Below are 19,019 nucleotides of genomic sequence, written 5' to 3'. Positions count from 1 at the left end.
TTCTACTCCAAAATAAATCGTTCTGCTACAGTGTCTCCTAAGAAGAGACCTCTTTTTGTCATTCGGACACGATCACCGTCGATCTGCATAAGTCCTTGTTGAACCAAGTCTCTGATGATTTCGCCATAAAGTCCATCAAAGGATCGTCCAAATTTTTCCTCAAATCGCGCCATAGAAACCCCGGATTTTTTCCGGAGGCCTAGGAACATTTCTTCTTCCATCTGCTCCCTTTGACTCAGGTGTTCTTCTGTAATCCGAGCATTTCCTGCCTCTACCGCATTGAGATAGTGGCGGATAGGGCCGTGGTTTTTATAACGCACCCCGTTCACATAACCTGAAGCACCCGCACCGATACCATAATACTCGGCATTATCCCAGTACATGAGATTATGGCGACTTTCAAAGCCAGGCTTAGAGAAATTGGAAATCTCATAATGCTCAAAACAAGCTCGCTCCAGTTCTGCGATGATGTACTCAAACATCTCCGCTTCTAACTCTTCCTTGGGTAGGGGCAACTTCCCTCGTCGCATGCGGTTCATAAAGACCGTATGATTCTCCAAAATCAAGCTATAAAGGCTCATATGAGGAATATCAAGCGAGATAGCCTTAGCGACATTGTCCTTGACCTGATCCATAGTTTGACCAGGTAGAGCGTAAATCAAATCGATGGAAATATTGTCAAAACCGGCCAGTTTGAGGTGGTCGATATTTTCATAAATATCCTTCTCCAAGTGACTGCGCCCAATCTTTTTCAGCATTTTGTCATCAAAAGTCTGCACACCTAAGGAAACACGATTGACTGGCGAATGCCTCAAAACCGCGATTTTATCCGCGTCCAGATCACCAGGATTGGCCTCAATAGTCAACTCTTCCAAAACTGACAAGTCCAAGTTTTTAGTCAAGCCATCTAAGAGTACTTCTAATTGCGGAGCGGACAGAGCCGTTGGCGTCCCACCTCCAATGTAGAGAGTTGACAACTTTTGGATATCATAAGAACGAAACTCCTCTAGCAGATGCTCTAGGTAACTATCTACTGGTTGATTCTTGATAAAAACTTTTGAAAAGTCACAATAATAACAAATCTGTGTACAAAAGGGAATATGCACATAGGCGGACGTTGGTTTTTTCTGCATAGTACTTATTATACCACAAAGACAGACTTGCAGATAAAAATCACCATCTCCAAAATCCAGAGATGGTGATACTTTATACTTCAGTAATATCGATGATGATTTCTTCTTGGTCTTCAGCAACGTCTGGAGTTGCTGACTGGTCTTGCCATTGCTCCTTGAGATTGTTAAAGGTTTCCTTCGATGCTTCCGTCGCTTGTCGAGCACAGGTTTTAGCTTGGTCAAGGACGCTATCAAAAGTGATTTCACCAGATTCTACTTGTTCCTTTGTTTTCAGTACAAAGTCAGTTGCCTGTTCCTTCACTTCAGTTAGTTTCTCACAAACCTGCTCTCTAGCATATTCTGGATTTTCTCTCAAATCATCTAGAAAATCCTGAGCTTGACTACAAACTTGCTTACCCTTGTCACTCGTCAAAAACAAAGCAAGAGCTGCACCTGAAACTGTTCCTAAAAGGATAGAGGATAATTTTCCCATAAGATTTCTCCTTTTTTATTTTTTGAAAAATTTACTTGCGACACGGAGTGCAGATAATCCAGCACCCGTCTTAAGTGTTTTTGATCCAGCAGATGAAGCCTTTTTACCTAAAACACGTGCATGTTGGTTGAGATCAGATACTGACTCAGATAAGTCAGCCACCGCCGTAAAGAGTGGATCAATCGTCGCAACTTTGATATTGATATCGTCTGCTAACACATTGACCTTAGCCAACAATTCATTGGTCTGATGCAAGGTAACGTTCACATCTGAGCTCAACGTTTTGATGGTTTTCTCTGTTTCATCAATCATACGACCTGCTTTTTGAATCGTGATTGTCAAATAAACTAAACAGACAATCAAAGCAATCGCAACAAGTATATATGCAACTTCTAACATTTATTTTTCCTCCTCATTATGATAGAAAGGGGCTTTCTTTCGATTTTGATAAAGTATGATAAAAATACCGAGTCCGATAAGGACAACTGATAACCATTGGGAAACTCGCAGACCAAAGAACATGAGACTATCTGTCCGCATTCCTTCGATGATCATACGACCAAAACCATACCAAATCAAGTAGAAAGCAGTAATATGACCACGTCTGATTCCCTTTAATTTTCGTCTAAAAATCAGAATCAAAGCAAATCCAATCAGATTCCAAACCGACTCATATAAGAAGGTCGGCTGACGGTAGCTACCATCAATGTACATCTGGTCACGGATAAAGCCTGGCAAATAATCCAGATTATCTACCGCTGCACCGTAGGCTTCTTGGTTAAAGAAGTTCCCCCAACGCCCTAAACTCTGGGCAACCATGACGCTCGGTGCTGCAATGTCTAAGAAATCCCAAGTATTAATCAACTTTCTATCTGCAAAGATATAAAGAACAATAGCGCCCGCTATCAAACCTCCGTAAATGGCCAAACCACCATTCCAGATGGCGATGATTTCACCTGGATTTTGAAGATAATAATCTAAGCGAAAGAGTACGTAGTATAGTCTAGCACCTAAAATAGCTACCGGAAAAGCAATCAGTATAAAATCCAAAATATCATCTGACAGGATTTTCTTTTTAGGAGCTTCTTTCATCGCAAGATAGACTGCCAAAACCAAACCAGCTACAATACACAAAGCATACCAACGAATAGCAAAGGGACCAATTTCAAATGCGACTGGATTAATCATGTTTCACCTCATTTTGAGCGATTAGATTTGTCAAGCGTTCTTCAAATAAACGCGTCGCATCAAAGCCCATTTCTTTAGCACGATAGTTCATGGCAGCCGCCTCAATAACAACGGAGATATTGCGTCCTGTTTTTACTGGGATGCGGATACGCGGAATCGTTACACCAGAAACCTCGAGTTCTTCAGCATTATTTCCTAGACGGTCAAAGGTCTTATGCGTATCATAATTTTCCAAATAAACTGCTAGCTGAACTTGTGAAGAATCTTTTACAGCACTCGCACCATAGAGACTCATGATATCGATAATCCCAACTCCACGAATCTCAAGTAAATGCTTCAAGATTTCAGCAGGTTCGCCCCAAAGAGTCATCTCATCCTTAGAATAAATATCTACACGATCGTCTGCTACTAGGCGGTGTCCACGCTTCACAAGCTCAAGACCTGTCTCGCTCTTACCGATACCACTATCCCCTTGGATCAAGACACCCATGCCATAGATATCCATCAAGACACCATGCACACTGGTACGTTTAGCCAAACGGGAATCAAGGTAGCTAGAAAGTTCTCCAGATAAACGGCTGGTTGCTGTTCGGCTAGTTAAAATTGCAATCTTGCATTCTCTAGCAGCCCTTAACATTTCCTCTGGCACTACCAGACCACGAGCCACGATAACCGCAGGTGTTTCAGGTAGAAACATTTTCTTCAAAACTTGATAACGGTTCTGGGCAGGCATGGCAACTAAATAGGACCACTCCTTCATCCCTAACAGCTGAATCCGTTCTGGTGTATAGTAATCAAAATAGCCCGTCATTTCAAGACCAGGTCTCATAATGTCCGCAGTATTGATTTCTTTTTCAAGTAATTCGCCTTCACCATAGACAATATCTAGTCTGAGTTTTTCAATGACATCTCTTACTAAAACCGACATAATTTCCTCCTTCAATCGAGTTCTCCCTACTATTATATCAGATTGTAGGTGGAAGTTTCCTTTTTTTGCAGGATTTACAGTATTTATTTGATGTTGCTTGGAAAAAGATTTGACTAGGAAGTCTTTTCGTACTCTTTTAAATCAACCGAGACAAATCTACTGCAAATCGGTCAACGTCTATCACCAAGTCCCTTCCAGATTTTTCTAAGTAAATCCTTGGAAGACCTTTTGTTAACATTCTGTTTGCATCAGCCATATCTTGAGGATAGGTATAAAACTGTTGGCCTTTTGGAAACTGATTTTGGACTTGCCATTCTTCAAACTCCTTCAAAAAAGTCTTATGAGACGGCATACTGACTTCTTCAAACAAGGAATGGTCAAACAATCGTACCAAACGATATAGACCATGGATCTCATCCGCAAAGCACTTATCAATCTTTTCATAGGGGTAACCTCGTCTCTGATAAGCTTGGCATAAGTTTTGTAAGGACTCGCTTAATGCAACTGCATCTTTTTTTGCCAAACTTATAAAATACCGAACAGAAAATTCTTCCATACCAGTTCGTTTTTTCTTCCCTAAAAACTGTTGTGCACGCAAGAGCGACTCGGATAATCTTTCTTCATCTTGATAATAAAGAGCGTATAAAAGATTCATCACATTTTCTGGATAATAGGTTCCTTTCAACAAGGGTAAATCTTTGGGGACGAATGATGGAATGGCTGAAAAATCGTTACAAGCAAAAGAGGTAAACAAGCCTTTCAAAATTCCATCTGTGTAAATAGTTCCACTTGCCAACAAACCGCCTCTCATCAACTCAGTTCTTCCTGTTTGCCATAGCGCGTTGTTTAACTGTGTATAATCCCCATCTAAAAACGCCGCATAATAGGCAAAATATTGAATATCATCTAGTAATAAGCTACTGTACAATTTTACCCTTAAAACCTTGTCAGACGATACTTTTGAATCGGTCAAATACTTTTCAAAAATTCTTTGGTTTGACTCTTCAAATTCCTTCCAATCGATCGGATCAGCACAATAACCCCAATTTTCCAAGTGATTTTCACGCATTTTTTGATATTCTTTTATATACTCTCTCATAACAATTCATTTCTCTAAACATTGTGCAAAAAAAGACTAGACAAGTCTAGCCTTTCATTTCAAATTAGAATTTTTTACGTTTACGAGCTGCTTCTGATTTACGTTTACGTTTTACAGAAGGTTTTTCATAGAATTCACGTTTGCGTGTTTCTTGAAGAGTACCAGCTTTAGTAACCGCACGTTTGAAACGACGAAGTGCATCGTCAAGAGATTCATTCTTACGTACTACTGTTTTAGACATTTTTTTCACTCCCTTCAAGTTCAAGATCTATTCCATTTTACACGCAAAATGAATATTTGTCAAGGGAAAACTGCCATAAACTTATATTATCTTCCCTTTTCTTTTTAAAAGAGATAATGTATTAGAATAGATGTCATAATAGCGAAAAAAATTATTTTAATCCTGTTCAGAAACAACTTTTATTTCTTTATCATTTACAATAACAGCTTGTAAATTGTTCATTCGTATTAAGTCGAGCTGATTTTTATAGGTTTCAAAGGTCTTCTTGCTACTATCAGTAAAAGGTTCCTCACCATAATGTGGAAGGATATAAAAATCCACTTCATCCAATCCCGCTGTATTCGATAACTCTGTCGCTACCGTCTTGTCGTCCATGAGTTTATTGTAGTCAATATCCTTGGCTGTAATGATAGCCCCTGCTGATTCTCCCACATAGACCAACCCATCTCTTATTTGCTCTTTGATGAGAGGTAAGAGTTGCTTTTTCTTTAATTCTTGCAATAAATAAAATGTATTCCCGCCTGAGATATAAAGAATCTTACTTTGGAAAATCTTTGCCTGTGCAGTTTCTCGATCACAAGAAGCAATATCTAGAACCTCTATCTCAAATCCTAAATCTCTGAATGTTTGCTGAGCCTCATCGATATAGGCAGTATAGTCCTCTTTGTTCCCAGCGGTAGGAATAAATAAAACCTTATTTTCTAGATTCTTTTCCTTTGCATAATCGCTAAAAAGCTTTTTGACTCCAGCAAAGTATGAACATAAAAATAATTGTTTCATGACTGTACCTCCATTAATGTTTAACAATTTTATAAAGGATCCATGATCCCTTTCTTTGACTAGTTACGAGCTCAAACCCTACTGATAACAAGAATCGTCTAAATGCTTCTTCGCTTTGCACCTCTGGTAAAAAGTAAGATAACTTGTTATACTCACAAGCTAGTAAGAGTATCCCGTCTGATTTGAGTATTCTTCGAAGTTCCATAAAAGAAGCCTCTAGATCCTGCCAATGAAAATGAGTTTGAAAAGCTGTGATTAAATCAACACTTTCATCAGAAAAACCTGTCTCCCTAACATCTCTTCGTTCAAAATTTAGATTAGTCATCTCTATCTGTTTGGCTTGAGCTATTGCTACATCTGAAATATCAATTCCAGTTATAGTACTTTGCGGAAAAGTTTCTTTCAGTAGGATGGTTGAACGGCCATTCCCAACTCCTACATCTAAGATTACAGGGTAAAATGTCCTATCCAGATGACGAATTGCCCATACAAACATGGGGAGATAGGCTCGATTCCATAATTTCATCATTCGTTTTCCTAGAAAGCCCGAAGGATTCTTTGATTGCTGAATTAAGCGACTAAACAGAAACATTAAAAGTAAAAAACAAATAAAACCGAATATATAAATCAAAATCGAGCCTCCCCGTATAGCTATATTATACCACTTTAGTAAAATTGTGAATAATTGATGCAAAATAATTAAACGATTTTTAAACCAATTACCAAAAAGAGAGAGCCATTTGGTTCTCTCTTTCTGTTAGACTGACATCTTCTTAGATAGTAATGAATGTAATCATTTCAATCAAGTATCTAAAACAACTTACTTGATGACTTTCGCCACTAATTATTCTTCCTCAGTTTTTTTTCTTTGAGCTAGAGAAATTAATCCCATACCTGATAAAGCAGCCAATAGACCAGCTGTCAAGTGAGATGTCTCCTCAGAACCCGTATTTGGAAGAGTTTTAGCAGTTCTTTCTTCTGTAATACCTTGTTGTTCTGGATTTTCAACTACAGGAACTTCTACTACGGTTGGAGTATAGAATCCTGAAATGATATTTCCATTGCGATCTTTACGGATCACTTTCACACCTTTGGCTTGTCCTACAAAGTCTGCCTCAGGAGTAAAGGTGACGGTGCCATCTGGTGAGATTACATAAGTTCGTAAAGGTGACGGTGCCATCTGGTGAGATTACATAAGTTCCTTCACCTGGAACGACTTTTTCAGTTGTTCCATCTTCAAAGGTTGGCGGAACTGTCAGATCGACATCACCTGTAAAGTTTGGTTTACCAGTCTGAGTTTGACCTTTAAGACCTTCTGATGTCGCATCACTCACTTGTGTTTGTCCAAGGACAGTTGGTGTGTAGTGAGCAATAACTACATTTCCATACACATCCAGACGTTTCACAACCAATCCTTTAGCTGTACCAACAAAGTCTGCGTTTCACAACCAATCCTTTAGCTGTACCAACAAAGTCTGCCTCAGGGGTAAAGGTAATCTTACCATCTTTATCAATTGTGTAGCTTCCTTCACTCGGAACAACCATAATCGTACTACCATCCTCAAAGGTTGGTGGTACAGTCGGATCGATATGTCCTTCAAACACTGGTGTTGCCACTTGTGGTTGGCCTTTGGTTCCTGTAGAAGCCGTGTCATAGCCAGTAGATGGATCTACAACTGTTGGGCGATAGCTTGCAGTAACTGGAGTACCATTCTTATCCTTGCGGACAATCGTTACGCCTGTTCCTTTTCCTACAAAATTAGCATAAGTTCCTTCACCTGGAATCACTTTTTCAGTTGATCCATCTTCAAATGTTGCTGCCACAGTTTCATCGATTGGAACAAGTGGATCACCACCTTCAAATGTTGGCGTACCCGTTTGAACAAGTTCCTTAATGTTAACTGAAGAAGTATCTTTACCAGTCGGCGTTACCTTAGTAAACTCTGGACTGTACATCTGGCGCAATTGTGTAAGTTCCTTGACCTGGAATAGATTTCTCTTTACTTCCATCTTCGAAGGTTGGTTCAACTGTTTCATCGATTGGAACCAGTGGGTCACCACCTTGGAAGCTTGGAGTACCAGTTTGTGGAACACCTTGAGGGCCTGTGCTGGTTGCGTTAGTGCTGGTTGGTGTTACCTTAGTCACTGTTGGTTTATAATGTGCTCGGTAAGGAACACCGTTAGAATCATTTACTTGGACAGTAACTGGGTCTGGGGTACCAACAAAATTTTTGTTAGGTTTGAAAGTGACTTGACCAGTGTTAGGGTCTAACTCATAAGTTCCAACTGACTGACCATTGGATGTAGCAGGAACTGAGTTACCAATAATAGGTTGGCCGTTAGCATCCACAAAGGTCGCAGGGCGTGAAGCATCTGGAGTCACTGGCGTTTTAGCTGGATCGCCATCATTAAAGATTAGATTTTTGTTTTGTTCTTGACCTTGAACACCAGTCGATTCATATGTTGGTATCTTTCGAACAGTAGGAATGTAGCGACCATCCATATTGTTCAAAATGTCATTCTTATTTGGATTTGATGCATCAGTTGATTGCCAGTTAGTTGATGAACCGTTTGAGTCTGTACGACGAATATTAATCCCTTCAGCAGTTCCTATGAAGTCAGCATTTGGTGTGAACACTACATCGATATCATCACCATTAGTAGTCACTACATAGGTCCCTTCCGGACGCACATAAGTATTGCCGTTTGTTGGAGTCAATACATTCCCTAGATTATCCAAAATCTGTGGCGCTTGGCTACTCATGCTAGCATTAGTTACAAAGTCTGAACGATCTGGTCCTTTAGGTGTGAAGTGAACTGTAGCATTTTGTGTTTCACCTTGAAGACCAGTTGTTTCTTTCTTTTCACCTTGAGGTGGATAAGTACGACGAACCAACATATCCTCTACTTCACCACTAAATGCCATCCCGGTAGGCTTCTCAATATCACCTGCATTAGTCGCAATACGCACACGCATTCCAAGTTGGTCAACTAATCCACCACTAAGACTCGGAATTGCATTAAATGTTAAAGTGTGATCTCCATTAGCAGTTATTTCTTTAACTACACTGCCTTCATTATCATCAAATTTCCCGTTATTATTGAAGTCCACCCATGCTTTGACATATGCTTTAGCATTACCATTTGGATTAGCCTTAATCTTAAGAGTATAAGTGCCATTCTTAGCTTTATTTAAATCCAAGAGGTCGTTAGTATTGCTATATTGATCAGCAGTTAGCAATTGCTGTGAACCTTCATCTGAAACATCCTCACGATCATCAGAAGTCCAGTTATTTTTAGAATCCACATCGATATCTGCTTCTGTAGAACCTAAGTAAGGTTGCTTTATTTGAGCATTTGTTATCGAATCGCGTGTAGAGATAGTATGGTGAGCTTCACCGTAACTTTCTGGCGCATCACCACCATCAACTACCAAGAATCCCATCATAAGTGCCTGTTGCCCTGCGGTCGCAACATAAAAACCTACCTCAGAAGCCCCACGGGTCATTACAACTGGCACTGCTTTACTTGCTGAAACTATTGGTCCAAATACTTGACTACCTAGACCACCTGTAACTGTATCAGGACTCAAAAACTTATTCCAATCGACAGTCTTATCTTTTAGGATTAGTAGACCACCTCTTGTTGTCTTGTCAGCCTGCTTAACAAGTTCTTCGGTCGTAACAGTGTAAGGACCTTTTGCACGAGGACCTTTCATCCATTCTCCTACGTATTCCCAACCTTCACCGTTAGTGGTAAAAATACCATATTCACCAGGGTTAGCATCTTCTCCATCAGCCATAACAACTGCTGGTTTTACTTTTTTACCACGATAAGTGGCTTCTATTTTAAATTTAACCCCCCAGTTTACACCATCAACTGGTACGATAATTTGTGTTTTATGGCCTTTTGTATCAAAACCTTGTCCACCAATAGTACTCCATTTATCTTGAGGTTGACCTGATACGGGAGGTGGAGTTTTTCCATAATCTTTCCAATTTTTTAAATAATTGTTTGTTGCATTTGGATCATAAGTTCCAGCAGATGAAGTTCCTTCAACCCGTTTTTTATAGATTTCAGTTGATTGAAATGGTTTGAGCTCTGTAACGGTAAGTGTCACTACATAGCCAGGCGAAATTTCCTTCGTATAAGTAGTTCCAATCTTAAACCCTCCCTGAGGATCTAAGTTTTTCAAGCTTGCTGTATCAGAGAAATCAATCCAGTTAATTTGTTTTGCTAATTGGGTACTTTCTTTCTTCTCTGATTCAGACAATTCTGGTTTAGATGTACGTGGTACAGGAGTCGCATCGTCCGCACCTGCATAACTAGCTGGTGCAACTGTAGTTGCCTGTGTGTCACGACGTACTCTACGAGAACGTGTAGATTGTTCAGTAGCACTAGACGTCTCAGTAGGCTCAGCAATTATTGGAGCAACTGCAGTTTCTGGTTTAGCACTCTCTGTAGATTTATCTTCTGGAGAAGTAACTGGTTTCTCAACAGAAGGTTGAGGCGTTTCAGAAACAATTAACTGTTCATCCTTTGGTTTCTCAATAGACTCTGAAGCTGAGTTTGTTGGTTTAGTACTATCAGCGGATTGAGGAGCCTCAGTAGCTGAAGCAACTACAGAAGCTTCAGAATTTGTTGGTGCTGTAGAAGTTGCTGATGGTTCATTAAGATCCGTTCGAGAAATCTCATTTTGGACACCAGAAGCGCTTGTTTCATCAGCGCTAACTTGAGACGTCACTCCCAATAGAACCAAGGTAGACAAGAGCACAGAGCAAACACCCACGTTTAGTTTCCGAATAGAAAACTTACGAAGGTGTGGATTAAATAATTCTTTTCCCATTAAAATCTCCTAAAATTATTTTTTAAGATATTATACATTATTTTCTATGAATTAGCCACTAAATTATCCCCGAAAATTAACTTTTTTCTATTAAATAAGCAAAATTTTTAAACGTTGTTATGTTAAAAGTTATTTATGTTGATTTTTGAGAATATTTATACTAATGTTTCATCAATCAAATAAACTATTTTACAAACTAAATTAACCTTTCTTAGAATATAATAAAAAATTACTGTTATTTATAAAGAATAAAAAACCACTCACTCCAAAGAGCAAGTGGTTCGTGTAATTTTTATTTTTCGAGTAAGCTGAGCGCTTCTGCATCTGCGATGATTGTCACATCAGAGTGGTTTTGTAGGCTACTTGCTGGGAGATTCTCAGTCACTGGGCCAGACACTGTTCCGGCAATGGCTTCTGCTTTCGACTCACCGTAAGCAAAGAGAATAATTGACTTGGCATCCAAGATATTTTTAATTCCCATCGAAATGGCTTGAGTTGGGACGTCTTCAATCTTGTCAAAGAAGCGAGCATTCGCTTCGATTGTAGATTGATCAAGTTCTACTAAATGTGTTTGACTGTTAAATGGAGTACCTGGCTCATTAAAGCCGATATGTCCATTGCGACCAATTCCCAAAATTTGCAAATCGACAGGATGGTCAGCCAAAATTTGATTGTAGCGTTCTACTTCAGCTTCAGCATGATCCTTAACTCCACGAGGTAAGAAACTTTCTTTAAATGGTTTTTGGTTAAACAAGTTTTCTTGCATGAAGTAACGGTAAGACTGTGGATTGTCCCCATCAAGCCCTACATACTCATCGAGGTTTACACTGGTTAAATTTGAAAAATCAAGGTCACTCTCAACGATTTCCTTGTAAAACTCAAGTGGACTACTTCCTGTCGCAAGTCCTAACGTTTGAGCACCATTGGCCAATTTTTCCTTCAAAATCTCAAAAGCTACTTTTCCACCTTCGACTTGATTCTCAACTTTTATAACTTTCATTTTATATCCTCCATATTTCTATATTCATTATATGGTATAGACCAATTTTTGTCAAGTGAAAACGATTTAATTTCTAAAAAAAGAGCGTCCAAACTTGAAACATGTTATAATGGATAGGATTAGAACTTAGAAAGAATGAACAGATATATGAATACAGCTGATTTTGATTTCCACTTGCCTGAGGAATTGATTGCCCAAACGCCCCTTGAAAAACGAGATTCCTCCAAACTCCTTATCGTCAATCGTGAAACGGGAGAAATGCAGGATAAACACTTCCACTCTATTATCGATATGCTGGAACCCGGTGATGCCCTCGTCATGAACGACACTCGCGTCCTCCCTGCCCGCCTCTATGGCCAAAAGGAAGAGACAGGAGGCCATGTGGAGCTTCTCCTGCTCAAAAATATTCGTGGTGATGAGTGGGAAGTTCTGGCTAAACCTGCCAAACGCCTCAAGGTCGGTACTCGTGTCAGCTTTGGAGATGGTCGTCTCAGCGCTGTCGTTACGGAAGAATTGACCCACGGGGGCCGCATTGTCCGCTTTGAATACCAAGGAATTTTCCTAGAAGTTTTGGAAAGTCTCGGTGAAATGCCACTACCACCCTACATCCACGAAAAACTAGATGACCGTGAACGCTATCAAACGGTCTACGCTAAAGAAAGTGGCTCTGCTGCAGCACCGACTGCTGGATTGCACTTCACCAAAGAACTGCTAGCAGAAATCCAAGCTAAAGGTGTTCATCTGGTCTATCTCACTCTCCATGTCGGACTAGGAACCTTTAGACCTGTCTCTGTTGACAATCTGGACGAACACGAAATGCACTCCGAATTCTACCAACTTTCTGAGGAAGCAGCAGCCACTCTTCGCTCTGTTAAGGAAAATAGTGGACGCGTCATCGCTGTCGGAACCACTTCGATCCGCACACTGGAAACCATCGGTTCCAAGTTTAATGGGCAAATCCAGGCTGATTCTGGCTGGACCAATATCTTTATCAAACCAGGCTACGACTGGAAGGTTGTGGATGCTTTTTCAACCAACTTCCATCTGCCAAAATCAACTCTCGTCATGTTGGTCTCTGCCTTTGCCGGTCGTGACTTAGTCTTAGATGCTTATCACCATGCTATCCAAGAACATTACCGCTTCTTCAGTTTCGGTGATGCCATGTTTATCTATTAAGAAAATCCCTATTAGGAAACCTAATGGGGATTTTTTAATTATTCCATACTAAACTTTGGATCTTTCAAACTCTGCACACTGGCATTGATAACTGCTCCGATAATCAAAATCTTTGCAATGAGAATAAACCAGAACATCATGACTACCACGATAATGGAACTGAAAAATCGAACGTCAACCAGATGATTGACATAACTATTGACGTAGACAGAAAAGATATTCAATAAAAAGATAAGAGTTAGCAAGACAAAGACACTTCCTGGTAAAACATAGCGGATTCGTGGTGCTTTTACTTTTGGAAGGAAGTAATAAATCATAACCAGAATGGCAAAGATTAAGGCATAGACCAGAGGGCCTGTAAAATCTTGCAAGTAGGAAAATAGCGGACTATCTGATTGCCAGTAAGTTTTGAGGAGGTTGAGCAACATACGACCAAACATACTCAAAAATAAGGCTAGGGCAAAAAGGATCTGCAAGCCGAAACTAACAAGTAAACTCATCAACTGATGGGAGATAATTCCTCGACTCTTGGTCACTCCATAGGCTTTGTTAAAAGCTTTTTGGAGAAAATCCATTGATTTTGAAAAGGTCCAGAGGGCAGATAAAACGGCAAAACTCAGCAAACCAGTTGATGGTTGAGTCAGAACTTCTCGGACAATCTTGGCGACCACATCATAGACTGTATCAGGTAAGAATTCCTTGATTGTCAGTAAAAAATTTGAGACCGGAATCTGAAAATAAGGCAAAATATTGACCATTATCATTAGCAGAGGAAAGATTGAAATCAACCAATAGTAGGCAACCGCAACACTGGTCAACTCACTATCAGATGCTTGATAATAATGCAAAAAAGCTTTCAATAAGGGCCTGTCCATCAGCTCTTTCCACCACTTTTTCATGTTCCATCCTCCGTCATTTTCTTCATCATCTAAGTTCTTCTAATTAAATCTAGCATATCATAAGGTAAAGTATTTGCGGCTTCTTTCAGAGAATAATTTTCTAAATTATTCACATTTTGTCGTAGTTTTTTGGCATACTTGGCTGTTATCAGTTTAGCTTCTTCATATTCAAAGATTGCCTTACGTTCGAGATAGTAGCCTCGTAGCATTTCATCGATATTGTTTGGTTTGATGCGATTGATAACCCGCTCAACAAAAGCACCACTTCCGATAATGGCCGTCTCGCGTAGACGAGACTCTTGCATAAAACTAATCAGAGAACTCTTGTAAACCCCTTTGAGGTTTTCCAAACTCTCGATAATCAGCTCTGTATTTTCCAAATACAACTCTGAAATCTGATCATAGTCAACTGCTAGTAGTTTACGAGATTCTTCATTCATCCAACTGCGAAAGGTCTTACCAAAGGTAAACATTTCATGGAGTAGAAAGCGCAGTATCCGTAAGGAGACTAGGAAGTAATAAGTCACTCTAGAAGCGAAATTCCGATTGATACTCTGCTCCATGTTTTTTAGGTAACGTTGGTAAACTCGATAGCCACGCTCACTGATTCTATTTTCCTCGTAGGCTTGCTCCAAACCATCACTCTCAATACTCAAGATAAGAAGTTTGAGGGACTCCCAGTCCTCTTGGACTCTCTTATTTTCCAGACTAAGGATGAGATTTTCAATTCGACCATGATAATTATCAATAGCTGCATAAAGAGGAAGTTTATTCTTGTGATGGTCCAGTTCTTTTTCTAATTCTGCAGCTACATCATTCAAAATCGCAATATGCATCAAATGATCCTTGCTTTCCTCTTGTTCTTCAGATAAGTGAGGGAGGACAAGTAAACCCATTAGAAAGCTCAATAGTGTAACGCCTGCTACAAGAAAGAGCAACAGAGGATATTCCTGCTCCAAATGACTTGGTATGAGGAGAATGGTCGCGATAGATACTGTCCCTTTGACACCAGAGAAGGTCAAAAGAAGCATATCTTTCATGTACTTATGAATTTTTTTCTTGAGTCGACGCGTCCTCACAAAGTAAAAACCAGCAATCATGACAAAGCGGATCACAAAAAGCAAGAAGGTCAGAACGACAACTGAAAGCAGTAAAAGAAGGGGATTGTAGATAGAATTAGACAAAATTGGCTCCGCAATCAACTCTAATTCCATTCCCAAGAGAACAAAGACTGATCCATTTAGCATAAAGGTCACGGTATGCCAGACGGTCTCCGTCACGGTGTCAACTTGAGCCTCAAGGAGCGTAATTTTCTTAAAGCGACTGGCCTTCAAAATACCTGCAACCACTACTGCGATAATCCCTGAAACATGAAACTCTTCTGCGATAAAAAAAGTCATGAGTGGCAAACTTAGCTCTAGCAATAGTTCACTGGCTATATCTATCGCTCGCACACTCAGTAAAAAGGTATGCAAGAAACGATTGACCATAGCCGTCACAAAACCGACTACAAAACCACCAAGGATAGAAAGTGCTAGGGAAGTCCCAGCTTGGCTGAGAGAAAAAGTTCCTGTTGTCCAAGCAGCAAGAGCCATCTGAAAGGCAACCAAACCAGAAGCGTCATTTAAGAGCCCTTCCCCTTTTAGGATATTGGAAACCCGTTTAGGAAAACGAAAACGTTCAGAAAGAGACGCAAAGGCAACCAAATCTGTTGGGCCAAGTGCCGCTCCAACTGCTAAACAGGCAGCCAAAGGAAGAGTCATCCAAAGGAAGTGAGCCATGCCCCCTAAGCTTAAGGTCGAGATAAAAATCACAGGGAAGATCAGAAAGACGACAATCCGCCAATGCTTCAAAATGGACGTAATATCCGCTTCTTCTGCCTCCCGGAAAAGTAAGGGACCAATAACCATGGCCAGAAACAGCTCTGTATTGAGATGAAAGTCCGCATCGGGAACAAATAAACCAATCCCAATCCCCAAAAGAATTTGTACAAGAGGAAGGGGCAAAAAAGGCAGAAGTTTATTGGTCGTAGTTGAAATGATTAAGACAAATAAAAATAGAATCAAGTAAATGAGTAATTCCACACAATTCCTCCTTAATCTTTTTTACAACAAGATTCAAAAATCTCCTTTTGCTCTTGGATTTTCTGATCAATCTTAGAACAGTCTTTGTGCTCAATTTTTTTCTGGCATCGTTCCATTTCAAGAGCCACTAATTTTTTCTTGATTTTAAGCATTTTCTTGCTCATATGTGCTTCGTCGAGCACCCCGACGGCTCGCTCGTGATGCGTTGACTCGACAAAATTATGGCGCATTGCCTCAAGCTTCTCACGAAGGTATTGTTTATCCATGTCTATACCTTTCTAATCTTTCAATCATAACTAAAAACGGTGGATTATTAACTTGGTTGAGTGTCCGATAAATGGTAGCTGTATACTCTTGTTGGTTCAACTGGCAAACAAAATCCAACACAGCATCCCTCTCGGTGTCTCCTCCTTCATGACCATAGTAAATCATGATAGCAATCCGTCCTCCTTTGACAAGCAAATGGCAAAGCTTTTCTAAGGCTTCGATAGTAGTCTGAGGTTGAGTGATGACGGATTTGTCAGCAGAAGGCAAATAACCCAGATTAAAAATCCCTGCCTTAGCTTCTGTCACAAACTGGTCAAGCGTCTCATGCCCTTGCAAGATTAACTGGGCATTTGTCATTCCAGCCTGATCCAAACGCTCTTGGGTTTTCTCCAAAGCCTTGTCTTGGATATCAAAGGCATAGACTTGCTTGGCTAGCTTGGCTAAAAAAAGGGTATCATGACCATTACCCATGGTCGCATCCACTACGATATCCTCTTTTGTCACAACTTCCGCCAAAAAATCATGTGCCATCTCAAGTGGTCTTTTCATTTTTAAACTCCTGTTTTACAGCCTTGCATCCTTGCACACTTCCGCGACGGCGCATCTCAGTTTCAATAGCATTTAGCACTTCCCATTTATTGAGGCTCCACATGGGACCAATCAGCATATCTCTAGGCGCATCTCCCGTTATTCGGTGGATGACGATATGCTTGGGAATGATTTCCAACTGATCACAGATGACCTTGACATACTCATCCTGACTCATCAGTTGCAAGCGTCCTTCGTGGTAATCCCGCTGCATGCGCGTATTGGTCATGAGGTGAAGCAAGTGCAGCTTAATACCTTGTATATCATTATCCCTAACACAGCGACGGACATTTTCAACCATCATCTCATGAGTCTCACCAGGCAGACCATTAATCAAATGGGAAACAATCTCAATCTTGGGATATTTCCTCAAGCGTTTTACTGTTTCCACATACAATTCATAAGAATGGGCACGGTTAATCAAGTCAGAAGTTGTTTCAAAAGTAGTCTGTAAGCCCAATTCTACCGTCACATGCATACGCTCTGACAACTCAGCCAAATATTCGATGGTTTCATCGGGTAAACAGTCTGGCCGCGTTCCGATATTGATCCCTACTACACCTGGCTCATTGATAGCCTGCTCATATCGCTCCCGAATCACTTCCACCTTTTCATGGGTATTGGTAAAATTTTGAAAATAAACTAAGTACTTCTGAACATCTGGCCATTTGCGATGCATAAAGTCAATTTCCTTATAAAATTGATCACGGATAGGGGCATCTGGTGCTACAATAGCATCTCCAGAACCAGAAACCGTACAAAAAGTACAACCACCATGAGCTACAGTTCCATCCCGATTGGGACAGTCAAATCCCGCATCAATAGGAACTTTGAAAGTCTTTTCTCCAAAAAGTTTTCGATAATAATCATTCAAGGTATTATAAGATTTCATAACTTTCATTATAACAAAAAACACCTACAATCTCAAAAGCCTGACTTTCCTACAAATTCCCTTGTTTCTCATTTCCTTTAGCGTTTTTTTATGATACAATATGGGTATGATTTTAATGAAAATAGCATCTATTTTATTATTGATATTAACCTTGGTGGTTTGCTTTATTGTCACCAAGCTTTTTGGACTTAGGAAAATAGGATTTAATTTCGCAGATCTAGCTTTTCCACTTTTGGTATTTGAGTACTATCTGATTACTGCTAAAGCCTTTATCCACAACTTTCTACCGCGACTTGGAGTCGCACTTTCTCTCCTAGCAATCCTCCTTGTAGTCTTTTTCCTTGTCAAAAAACGAAGTTTTTATTACCCTAAATTCATCAAATTCTTCTGGAGAGCCGGTTTTCTCCTTACCTTAATCATCTACATAGCTATGATTGTCGAATTGATGATGCTCCCATAAAAAAACATTCCCTCAGACAGCCGTCTGAGGGAATGTTTTTTTCTTCACAACTCGTTTTCTATGCTCTACCAAGATACTTTTCTTATTTCCTAAATGTTAAGGCATAGAATTTGCCATCCCATAGAAGTTTCAATTCCTTTTCCTTAACTTCACTTGGAACAGCATTCTCAATTTCACTCAAATCAACAGTAGCGTCTTTAAAATAATCCTTACTAAAATGATTTTTCTTATATTGCTGATCCACATAGTCAGCCGTCTCATCTGCGATTAAAAGCTTGGTTCCTGGCTTCGCCACTCGTAGCATTTCCTGCATAGCCTTGGCCTTATCATTGAAAAAATTGATTCCGCCAATATGGTAGACAATGTCAAAACTATTATCCGCAAAGGGGAGATCCTCCGCGCAAGCATGGAAAAGTTGCAGATTGGTCTTTTTAGCACAAGATTTCTGGCATTTTTTTAGCATACTGATAGAAATATCTACCCCTACAAAGTCTAAACTTTTCAGGTCAATTGTCTCAGGAATATAACGGAGATCTTGACCAGTCCCGATAGAGACATAAAGAACAGATAAATTATCTTTCCATTCTATTTCCTCCATCAAATCCCTTCTCAACTTGTCAATTGCCTTGCCGTGGAGAAGCGGTCCTATCCATTTCTCACTCATATCATACCAGCGAGCCAAACGGTTATACATAGTCATGTATTTAGCATTATCTCCAGATAGATAATCAGGATTAAGAGACAGATAGATAGCCCCATCTTTTTGAAAATTTTCTACCTCCAAACCTGACTTCAATTTATCTTGTAATCTTGTTTCAATCATATGCAACATCTCCTTTTCTATTTGTCACCTATTATAGAGGATTTCATCATAAAAACAATAGCTTTTCAGTAAGTGGTAACTATCCACTTGTATCCGGTAGTAGAACCAGGGTCAGTTACAAAAAAAACAAGTGCCAATTTCCA

The 19,019-nt window shown here is 39.9% G+C and carries 18 protein-coding genes and 1 pseudogene; 2 read left to right on the top strand and 17 right to left on the bottom strand.

Going from position 1 to position 19,019, the window contains the following annotated elements; translation table 11 throughout:
* Positions 1-2: 2 nt before the first annotated feature.
* From V470_03275 to V470_03225, 11 genes and pseudogenes are all read right to left on the bottom strand, one after another.
* On the bottom strand, positions 3-1,133 hold the full coding sequence (locus V470_03275) for a coproporphyrinogen III oxidase (GenBank protein AHZ47458.1): 1,131 nt from the start codon (positions 1,131-1,133) through the stop codon (positions 3-5).
* Between the two features lie 73 nt (positions 1,134-1,206).
* The gene (locus tag V470_03270; protein AHZ47457.1) at positions 1,207-1,605 is read right to left on the bottom strand and encodes a diacylglyceryl transferase; all 399 of its coding nucleotides are present in this window, start codon (positions 1,603-1,605) and stop codon (positions 1,207-1,209) included.
* Positions 1,606-1,620: 15 nt separating this feature from the next.
* Positions 1,621-2,004 carry a general stress protein gene (locus V470_03265; GenBank protein AHZ47456.1) on the bottom strand — a complete coding sequence of 128 codons (384 nt, stop codon included), beginning with the start codon at positions 2,002-2,004 and terminating at the stop codon, positions 1,621-1,623.
* Positions 2,005-2,793, bottom strand: coding sequence for a prolipoprotein diacylglyceryl transferase (locus tag V470_03260; protein ID AHZ47455.1), 789 nt, complete (start codon positions 2,791-2,793; stop codon positions 2,005-2,007).
* Complete coding sequence (locus V470_03255; protein AHZ47454.1) at positions 2,786-3,721, bottom strand: serine kinase; 936 nt, start codon at positions 3,719-3,721, stop codon at positions 2,786-2,788. The genes V470_03260 and V470_03255 overlap by 8 nt, the downstream gene beginning before the upstream one ends.
* A gap of 136 nt (positions 3,722-3,857) precedes the next feature.
* Positions 3,858-4,820: a hypothetical protein gene (locus V470_03250; protein ID AHZ47453.1), complete on the bottom strand. Its 963-nt coding sequence runs from the start codon at positions 4,818-4,820 to the stop codon at positions 3,858-3,860.
* Between the two features lie 64 nt (positions 4,821-4,884).
* Positions 4,885-5,061 carry a 30S ribosomal protein S21 gene (locus V470_03245; GenBank protein AHZ47452.1) on the bottom strand — a complete coding sequence of 59 codons (177 nt, stop codon included), beginning with the start codon at positions 5,059-5,061 and terminating at the stop codon, positions 4,885-4,887.
* 156 nt (positions 5,062-5,217) lie between these two features.
* Positions 5,218-5,841 (bottom strand): peptidase S51, encoded by a 624-nt coding sequence (locus V470_03240; protein ID AHZ47451.1) that lies wholly within the window; start codon positions 5,839-5,841, stop codon positions 5,218-5,220.
* Positions 5,842-5,854: 13 nt separating this feature from the next.
* Positions 5,855-6,472 carry an SAM-dependent methyltransferase gene (locus V470_03235; GenBank protein AHZ47450.1) on the bottom strand — a complete coding sequence of 206 codons (618 nt, stop codon included), beginning with the start codon at positions 6,470-6,472 and terminating at the stop codon, positions 5,855-5,857.
* A gap of 330 nt (positions 6,473-6,802) precedes the next feature.
* Positions 6,803-10,687, bottom strand: a pseudogene (locus V470_10605) (cell surface protein).
* Between the two features lie 292 nt (positions 10,688-10,979).
* Entirely contained in the window at positions 10,980-11,687 is a 708-nt protein-coding gene (locus V470_03225) for a glucosamine-6-phosphate deaminase (protein ID AHZ47449.1), read from the bottom strand.
* A gap of 147 nt (positions 11,688-11,834) precedes the next feature.
* Between V470_03225 and V470_03220 the strand changes: the two genes are divergently transcribed.
* Positions 11,835-12,863, top strand: coding sequence for an S-adenosylmethionine tRNA ribosyltransferase (locus V470_03220; GenBank protein ID AHZ47448.1), 1,029 nt, complete (start codon positions 11,835-11,837; stop codon positions 12,861-12,863).
* Positions 12,864-12,901: 38 nt separating this feature from the next.
* Here V470_03220 and V470_03215 read toward each other — a convergent pair whose 3' ends face one another.
* Genes V470_03215 through V470_03195 form a run of 5 tightly spaced genes read right to left on the bottom strand, consistent with a single transcriptional unit; the run spans position 12,902 to position 17,602 of the window.
* Positions 12,902-13,762: a ribonuclease BN gene (locus V470_03215; protein AHZ47447.1), complete on the bottom strand. Its 861-nt coding sequence runs from the start codon at positions 13,760-13,762 to the stop codon at positions 12,902-12,904.
* A gap of 29 nt (positions 13,763-13,791) precedes the next feature.
* Complete coding sequence (locus V470_03210) at positions 13,792-15,846, bottom strand: sodium:hydrogen antiporter (GenBank protein ID AHZ47446.1); 2,055 nt, start codon at positions 15,844-15,846, stop codon at positions 13,792-13,794.
* Positions 15,847-15,857: 11 nt separating this feature from the next.
* Entirely contained in the window at positions 15,858-16,112 is a 255-nt protein-coding gene (locus V470_03205) for a hypothetical protein (protein ID AHZ47445.1), read from the bottom strand.
* Positions 16,105-16,662, bottom strand: coding sequence for an SAM-dependent methyltransferase (locus V470_03200; protein ID AHZ47444.1), 558 nt, complete (start codon positions 16,660-16,662; stop codon positions 16,105-16,107). The genes V470_03205 and V470_03200 overlap by 8 nt, the downstream gene beginning before the upstream one ends.
* Positions 16,646-17,602, bottom strand: coding sequence for a hypothetical protein (locus V470_03195; GenBank protein AHZ47443.1), 957 nt, complete (start codon positions 17,600-17,602; stop codon positions 16,646-16,648). The genes V470_03200 and V470_03195 overlap by 17 nt, the downstream gene beginning before the upstream one ends.
* Positions 17,603-17,693: 91 nt before the next feature.
* Here V470_03195 and V470_03190 point away from each other — a divergent pair, with 91 nt between their 5' ends.
* Positions 17,694-18,053 (top strand): membrane protein, encoded by a 360-nt coding sequence (locus V470_03190; GenBank protein ID AHZ47442.1) that lies wholly within the window; start codon positions 17,694-17,696, stop codon positions 18,051-18,053.
* An 82-nt stretch (positions 18,054-18,135) separates the two neighbouring features.
* Here the strand turns inward: V470_03190 and V470_03185 are convergent, their stop codons facing one another.
* On the bottom strand, positions 18,136-18,876 hold the full coding sequence (locus tag V470_03185) for an SAM-dependent methyltransferase (protein AHZ47441.1): 741 nt from the start codon (positions 18,874-18,876) through the stop codon (positions 18,136-18,138).
* Positions 18,877-19,019: the final 143 nt, after the last annotated feature.

This window comes from Streptococcus sp. VT 162 (genome assembly GCA_000688775.2).
Taxonomy (GTDB): domain Bacteria; phylum Bacillota; class Bacilli; order Lactobacillales; family Streptococcaceae; genus Streptococcus.
This window is presented reverse-complemented; position numbering and strand designations above follow the sequence as displayed.